This window comes from Runella sp. (assembly GCF_027484545.1).
Classification (GTDB): Bacteria; Bacteroidota; Bacteroidia; order Cytophagales; family Spirosomataceae; genus Runella.
The window spans coordinates 1-7,057 of sequence record NZ_JAIXST010000086.1 but is presented as its reverse complement, the minus strand read 5'-3'; the positions used below and the strand labels follow the sequence as shown (position 1 = coordinate 7,057).

Here is a 7,057-nt window from a genome sequence, read left to right as displayed (position 1 = left end):
TTGTGCTGTGACAACTTGGGCAAAATAGGTACATAATCTTTGAGTTTAGTCACTCCAAAGTTAGGCATTTGCCCCAGTTGTCTATTTTTTTGTTATAGCATTACTTTGCGCGCACTGCCATTATTCTTTCAATCGTTACATTGACCACTATATTTTCAATGGCTTTACGATTCAAACGTATCTCTTCTATCTCCCCTTTGTCATTTTATTAGGCTATATTCTAATCAATGTTTCCTTAGTTAAAGACTTTTTAGAGAGTAATTCTCAAGCAAAACCGGCAATCTCTTCAGCGGCCGTAGACTTTTTGATACCAGAAACAAAACCGAAAGAAGTAAAGCAGGTTCAGGCTGAAGCAGTTCAGGCCGATAATTACCTTCGGTTCATCGAAGCTAAAACCAGCGCGGGGGAAATTTATTTACGGGTAGAGGAATGTTATTTTTTTGAAACCGTCGAAGAGCGCTACTTCGTAGAACATCCTAAAGGACGCTTCCGCATTGTGAAGCCATTGTCTGTTTTGGAAGAAGAATTGGAACCTCTTCATTTTTTCAGAGGCCATCGAAGCTTCATCATTAACCTTAATTACCTGGACAGCTATATTTACTGGGAAAAAGGTAAATATATTCTTTATATGAAATCTTCGGGAGAAGCACGCGAAATGATTATGTCTCGCCACCGATTCAACGATTTTCGAGATGCCCTTACTGGCAATCGAAACCAAAAAACAATTCGATAAAACCAATCCATTGCCTTATAGCGTATTAATATAGGACTTAATCTGCAATGCAAATTTGAGTAATTGGCGATTGCTGTCAATTCCCAATTTTTGAATCAGATTTTGCTTGTGATTAGCCAATGTCCGATAACTGATGCACAATGAATCAGAAATTTCGTGACCTGTCAATCCTTCCGTCACTAAATAAAGGATTTGTTTTTCCCTTTTTGTCAGCGTTTTAAGCTTTTTTTGTGTATCACTGTCTACTTCATTAACGCCCAATCTTTTCATCAAATCTTTGAAACCATCACTGTAATATTTGGATTGCGTCTGAATATAGAGCAGACATTTATACAATTCTTCGAGGCGATCATCTGAATATAAATATCCGTTGAAGTTAGCATCCAAAGCTTTGGTAAGCTCTTTGGAATTAGACGTGTTAAAGAAAAGTACCAGCTTAGGGCGACTTGACGCTTCAGACAGTTCTTTTAATAAATGATTCGTTTCTTTGCCAATTAAGTTAGCCTCCACAATCACACACTTGGGTTTTTTGGTATGAATTTTTTGGATAAGATCATCCAATTCATTAGCCCTTCCCACCACGTCAAATCCCTCTCTTTCCAAGAGTTTGCTTAGTACTTCACACGAGAAAGGTTCTTCCTTAGCCACCAATACGGAGGAGTCAAGTTTACGAATTCGCATTTCATTATTTTTCATAACTATTTTATGGGGTGTGCCTATTCACTTTGGATTGAAGATACATCCACAAGGGCCCCGGAAGCAAGTTTTTTCCGTGAATCCTACTTTTTTAACCGTGAAATGACTACAAATTCAATGTTTCACGGGAAAGGACATAAAAAAAGCCCCGAGGATTTCGGGGCTCTCAAACATTTTTTTTCCTAATTTGACCTAAAATTGATCCGTTTTTGAAAAGAAGAAGCTTCCTTCAATAGCTGCATTTTCATCAGAGTCAGAACCGTGAACGGCATTGGCTTCGATCGACTTTGCAAACAGTTTACGAATCGTCCCTTCTGCTGCATTGGCAGGATTGGTCGCACCAATCAACGTACGAAAATCTGCTACGGCATTGTCTTTTTCCAAGATAGCCGCATAGATAGGTCCCGAAGACATGTACGCACAAAGATCATTGTAAAAAGGACGAGCGGCATGAACTTCATAAAATTCGCCAGCACGTTCTTTGGTCAATAGCGTTTTTTTCAATGCTACAATCCGAAAACCACCTTCTTCAATCATTTTCAAAATTGCTCCTGCATTACCCGATTCTACGGCGTCGGGCTTCACCATCGTGAATGTTCTGTTTGTTGTCATTATGCGTGTTTCTTTTATCTGTTTAATGTTATCCATGCCTCATTTTGAACGACAAATTGCTGTCAACTGATTTGCCGACAGCGGATAACTTCTCCGAAAAAATGCCGCAAAGCTACGCAGACCTGACAGGTTTTGAAAACCAATCGGGTCTTTTTTCAGAAAATTACTAACTTTGCAAGCTATGCAACAGTGGAACGCATTTTACGACCTAATCAATTCGCCCCCGAAACGTATTGTAATAGTAACCCATCAAAACCCTGATGCCGATGCAATAGGGTCTTCATTGGGGTGGAAAATATACCTACAGAAAAAAGGGCACACGGCTACGGTTATTATTCCTAACGAATGCCCGTCTAATTTGCGTTGGATGCCGGACTACGAAGAAGTGGTGACTTACGACATAAATGCCCAAACACAAGCTCTTTCAAAATCACTGCTCCAAGAAGCAGATATAATATGCTGTTTGGATTTTAATACCCTGTACCGAATCAAAGGACTGGGAGCTTTGGTACAGGAAGCTACGGGGATAAAGGTGCTCATTGACCATCATTTAGAACCTGACTCTTTTGCAGATTTTGTATTTTCGGATACGTCAAAGGCAGCAACCGCCCAATATGTGTTGGAAATTATCAACCGATTGGGCGATGGGCAATTGGTTGATCTACCGATGGCAAAATGCTTGTATGCCGGTATTATGACCGATACAGGCTCATTCAGACACGGAAATACAACGGCAGACGTTCATTTGGCAGTAGCCGAACTAATGAAAACCGGCCTGAACGTTAATTATGTTCATCGGGCTATTTTTGATAACAATTCCATTGGGCGCACCCGTTTACTCGGTTATGTATTGTCCGAAAAATTGACCGTTTTACCCGAGTACCGTACGGTTTATATGGTGTTGTCTTTGGATGATTTAAAATGCTTTGGTTCCGAAATCGGTGACACTGATGGTATCGTAAATTATGGGCTTTCCCTTGACAATATCGTCATGTCGGTCTTAATGATTGAGCGCCGCGACGAAATCAAATTGTCATTTCGTTCGGTAGATGAATTTTCGGTGCGGGAGTTGGCCAACAAATATTTTTCGGGCGGCGGCCATAAAAATGCCTCGGGAGGACGCACCACTAGTTCGCTTAATGAAACAGTAGAGCGACTTTTATCGGTCTTACCCGAATACCAAAGTGAACTTTTAAACGTTGAAAAATAATTAGTAACGAATAGATAACAACCACAATTAACGACAAATCATTAACAATTAACTGTGCTGCGGCACTTATTTCATGAAATTTAAATCAACTATTTCTCTTTTTGTAACGGCTGCTGTGATGGCTGCCTGTAACAACCGTGTAAGCGTCAGTGATACTGGCCTAAAATACCAGATTCACGACGAAAACGAGGGTCGTAAACCTAAAGTTGGAGATATCCTGACGTTTCAATTAGTGTTGAAAAACAACCGTGATTCGGTCTTGCGCGACACCTACAAAGAAGGCAAACCTATGCAAATGATGCTTCAGGTTCCTCCCTTCAAAGGAAGTTTTGAAGAAGGTTTGGCTATGCTTGCAAAAAATGACAGCGCCTCTTTCTTTATCAGTGCCGATTCCCTTTTCTCAAAAATGATGCAACCGCTTCCTCCGGGCATCAGCAAAGGTTCGGACATTCAGTTTACGGTAAAAGTACTGGAAGTACAAAACGAGCAGGAATTCCAGAAAGCACAAGCCGCAGCCAAAGAAGGTCAGGTAAAAAAAGATGCTAAAGTCATTGATGATTATGTAGCAAAAAATTCTTTAAAAACGGTTGAGACGCCATCGGGGTTGAATTACGTAATCTTAAAAGAAGGAGACGGCGTGAAACCCGTTGCCGGAAATATGGTTTCGGTACATTATGTGGGTAAATTGTTGAGCGGTAAAGAATTTGACAGTTCTTATAAAAACCCACAAAGCGGCGGCAAACCCGTTGATTTCCCAATCGGCCAGGGAATGGTTATTCCGGGCTGGGAAGAAGGCATCATGAACATGAAAAAAGGAGGCAAATGCACGTTTATCATTCCCTCTACGTTAGCTTATGGAGAAGCTGGTTCACCGGGTGTCATTCCGCCAAATTCAGTACTTTTGTTCGACGTTGAATTGGTAGACGTGAAAAAAGGCCCTGAAACAGCTCCTGGACAACCAACTCCCGGACAACGATAGGATTTACACCAGGCTGTCTGACATGTATCTTACTATGCAAACAATACTCAATTAAAAATCACTCAATAGAAGTCGAATGAGGGGAAAGTTAATTTTAGGGATAATAGCAAGCTTGACGGTCACCATTATGGCTTGCGAACAAACGGAGGATGTCTATAAAGACCGTAAAACAGGCGAAAATAAAGCCGAAATACGGACCTATCTGACTGCAAACAAACTCACTGCCGATAGTACCAAATCGGGTTTGTTTTATATTATCAAAAATACAAATGCCGCTGCTCAAAAACCGCTGATTGGGGATGAGGTAACATTAAGGTACACTGCAAAACGGTTGGATGGTACTATTGTAGACAGCAGTCAGGTAGGAGTGGACGATGTTTTTATTCGTTCTTACAGCTCACGAGACGTTTCGGGCTTAATGTTATATCGTTTCAACCCTGTACCTTCTTTTGAGGAGCTGTTATCCACTCCTTTAGAAGTAGTGCATGAAGGCGATGTAATTACCCTCTTTGTACCTTGGTCGTTACGCGGGACAGGCGATGTGTCGCTGTTAGCGCCTTTGTATATCCCGATTCGATACGATGTAGAAATTCTGAAAGTACGTACGGAAGAAGAACAGATTAATGATTATGTGGCCAAAAACAAAATATTGGGTTTGGAGCGTAACAATGATAACGGTCTTCGTTTTGTAAAAACGCTTGCGTATCCTGATTCGGCACAGATTGCCATCGGTACTACGGTGAGCGTCACTTACACGGGGCGTTTGATTCGCAACGGAAAGCAGTTTGATACCGGAACAATTGACGTAAATGTCGTGGACCCCACAGGAACTGCTTCGGGAGGGGTAGTAAAAGGCTTTAATGACGGAATTGCCAAAATGCGCTACGGCGAAAAAGCCGTTATCATTTTCCCTTCCATTCTCGGTTACGGTGTCACGGGAAGCAGTACTAAAATCCCCGCATATTCCCCGCTTCTTTTTGAAGTAGAAGCAAAACGCAAATAATCATTCATTACGGAAAAGCGGCTGTTGAGGCCGCTTTTCCTGTTTAAATAAACCCTGTGAGGTTTGCAAGATGATTATCAACAAAAACCTCACAGGTTATATCTCATGCAACTTTGTTTTGCCACTAATAATGCCCATAAACTGAAAGAAATCAGGGCTATTTTGGGCGATTCGTTTGAACTCAAAACCCTGAATGAAATCAATTGCGAAGAAGAATTACCCGAAACTACCGATACCATTGAAGGGAACTCTCACCAAAAGGCGGAATACGTTTGGGAACACTTCCACATCAATTGCTTTGCCGATGATTCGGGTTTGGAGATCACCGCGCTCAACGGTGCGCCAGGAGTACATTCGGCCTACTATAGCGGCACTCGCAATCATCAGAAGAACATTGAGCGCGTTTTGAATGAACTGCAAGATGCAGATGACCGAAGTGCTCAATTCAAAACGGTGATTACGCTTATTTTAAACGGCCAATCCCAACAGTTTGAAGGTATTATCAAAGGAAATTTACTTCATCAACCGCGCGGAACAGAGGGTTTTGGCTACGACCCTATCTTTGTTCCGGAAAGCCACGATCGTACGTTTGCCGAAATGACTTTGGAAGAAAAAGGGAAACTAAGCCACCGTGCACGCGCTTTTTCTAAACTGGTTGATTTTTTACAATCATATCAGGGCTGACACCCCATCTGAGTGACTGTTTTCCGCTTCAGTAAAATTCTGATTTGATTGTAATACTTCTTAACAAAAGCCCTTTTTCGCCGCGCTACTACTATAGAAGTACCGTCACCTTACAGTTTATTTTTTGAATCTACATTCGGCTCATGCCCTGTTTTGTAACTTAAATTGACGGGCAGCAGAGGATGCTCGGTGTTCTTGGTAATAATGGAGGATGGCTTTTTTCCAGCTTTCACTCCCATGTCTGCGGTGTTTGCTCATTTGAACTACAAGTTAAGAGATTCCCTTAGCTTTGTGCCCAAACTTTTATCGGGCTGACTGATTTTGCTATAAAATCCTCCTATTGAGTTGTTCAGCTAAAATAGATGCGTATGGCTTACTATGAAGAGGCTAAAAGCAAAAAATCGGACCAGGGAACAACTGATTTTTTATAACAACAACGATTAAATGCCTGCGGCTTTTTTGTTGTTGTCTAATTTACTGCCTTTTGCTCAATAAGTTCACTAACTGATTTGGAATAATAATTTAGTCTCTCCCCCCAATTCAATCTGATCACCGTCTGCCAATTCATAGTTCATTCCCAATACATCTGCCCGGATAACAGCATCGGTCGTCTTGAAAATCTTTATTTTATTACCTCGGGAGGGAAGCCCGCCTTCATCCGCTAAAAGAAAGTATTTTTTCTGAGCAGGGTCGTAGCTGATTCTGGCGTGATTTCGACTTACCGATAGATTCGCGGCTCCTTTTAAAGGATCAAATTCACTATCATTTTCTGCTAAAAAGTAAATATCATTGATACGAACTCTGCCTGAGGCTAATTCGGGGGTATGTATACTCTCGGCCAATCAAATAACTTTGTTTTTCTTCTGGCTTCAGAATGTATTCTCTTATGGCTGTTTGCCCTTTAAGGGTAATTAATTTAGCTTTTGGGTGAGTGCTGTAAATTCCTATGAAAGTGGTTCATCGTCACATTTGGTGAAAGTCGGGGTTTGGGATGTAATTTTGAAGAATGGACTCTTCCTTCCTTTTGCCTTCCGAGCTCGACTTAGAATTACTTGATTACGAACTTTACCCTGACCGGATTGATTTACATGTGATAAGCACTGCTGCTAATACCTGCTGTCCCGTTTGTGGACAGCTTAG

8 protein-coding genes are annotated in these 7,057 nt (G+C 41.4%); 5 read left to right on the top strand and 3 right to left on the bottom strand.

Features of this window, described 5'->3' with window-relative positions:
- Window positions 1-304 precede the first annotated feature (304 nt).
- Window positions 305-733, top strand: coding sequence for a LytTR family DNA-binding domain-containing protein (locus Q0081_RS08220; protein WP_298351295.1), 429 nt, complete (start codon window positions 305-307; stop codon window positions 731-733).
- Window positions 734-748: 15 nt separating this feature from the next.
- On the opposite strand, the gene Q0081_RS08215 is transcribed toward Q0081_RS08220, so the two are convergent.
- Both Q0081_RS08215 and Q0081_RS08210 read right to left on the bottom strand, forming a co-directional pair.
- Window positions 749-1,429, bottom strand: coding sequence for a response regulator transcription factor (locus tag Q0081_RS08215; RefSeq protein ID WP_298351291.1), 681 nt, complete (start codon window positions 1,427-1,429; stop codon window positions 749-751).
- A 192-nt stretch (window positions 1,430-1,621) separates the two neighbouring features.
- Window positions 1,622-2,041 (bottom strand): nucleoside-diphosphate kinase, encoded by a 420-nt coding sequence (locus tag Q0081_RS08210; protein ID WP_298351288.1) that lies wholly within the window; start codon window positions 2,039-2,041, stop codon window positions 1,622-1,624.
- A gap of 181 nt (window positions 2,042-2,222) precedes the next feature.
- On the opposite strand from Q0081_RS08210, the gene Q0081_RS08205 reads away from it, so the two are divergent.
- From Q0081_RS08205 to rdgB, 4 genes are all read left to right on the top strand, one after another.
- Window positions 2,223-3,251 (top strand): bifunctional oligoribonuclease/PAP phosphatase NrnA, encoded by a 1,029-nt coding sequence (locus Q0081_RS08205; RefSeq protein WP_298351285.1) that lies wholly within the window; start codon window positions 2,223-2,225, stop codon window positions 3,249-3,251.
- Window positions 3,252-3,324: 73 nt separating this feature from the next.
- Entirely contained in the window at window positions 3,325-4,230 is a 906-nt protein-coding gene (locus Q0081_RS08200) for an FKBP-type peptidyl-prolyl cis-trans isomerase (RefSeq protein WP_298351283.1), read from the top strand.
- Between the two features lie 76 nt (window positions 4,231-4,306).
- Complete coding sequence (locus tag Q0081_RS08195) at window positions 4,307-5,233, top strand: FKBP-type peptidyl-prolyl cis-trans isomerase (protein WP_298351280.1); 927 nt, start codon at window positions 4,307-4,309, stop codon at window positions 5,231-5,233.
- 105 nt (window positions 5,234-5,338) lie between these two features.
- A complete protein-coding gene (rdgB, locus tag Q0081_RS08190; protein WP_298351278.1) occupies window positions 5,339-5,917 on the top strand; it encodes an RdgB/HAM1 family non-canonical purine NTP pyrophosphatase in 579 nt (192 codons plus the stop codon).
- Between the two features lie 500 nt (window positions 5,918-6,417).
- On the opposite strand, the gene Q0081_RS08185 is transcribed toward rdgB, so the two are convergent.
- Window positions 6,418-6,759 (bottom strand): FHA domain-containing protein, encoded by a 342-nt coding sequence (locus Q0081_RS08185; RefSeq protein WP_298351275.1) that lies wholly within the window; start codon window positions 6,757-6,759, stop codon window positions 6,418-6,420.
- Between the last annotated feature and the right edge of the window lie 298 nt (window positions 6,760-7,057).

Bases quoted from the DNA above. Each gene is read 5' to 3' on its own strand.
- Q0081_RS08215 (WP_298351291.1), bottom strand. From the start codon at position 1,429: ATGAAAAATAATGAAATGCGAATTCGTAAACTTGACTCCTCCGTATTG.
- Q0081_RS08210 (WP_298351288.1), bottom strand. From the start codon at position 2,041: ATGACAACAAACAGAACATTCACGATGGTGAAGCCCGACGCCGTAGAA.
- Q0081_RS08205 (WP_298351285.1), top strand. From the start codon at position 2,223: ATGCAACAGTGGAACGCATTTTACGACCTAATCAATTCGCCCCCGAAA.
- Q0081_RS08200 (WP_298351283.1), top strand. From the start codon at position 3,325: ATGAAATTTAAATCAACTATTTCTCTTTTTGTAACGGCTGCTGTGATG.
- Q0081_RS08195 (WP_298351280.1), top strand. From the start codon at position 4,307: ATGAGGGGAAAGTTAATTTTAGGGATAATAGCAAGCTTGACGGTCACC.
- rdgB (WP_298351278.1), top strand. From the start codon at position 5,339: ATGCAACTTTGTTTTGCCACTAATAATGCCCATAAACTGAAAGAAATC.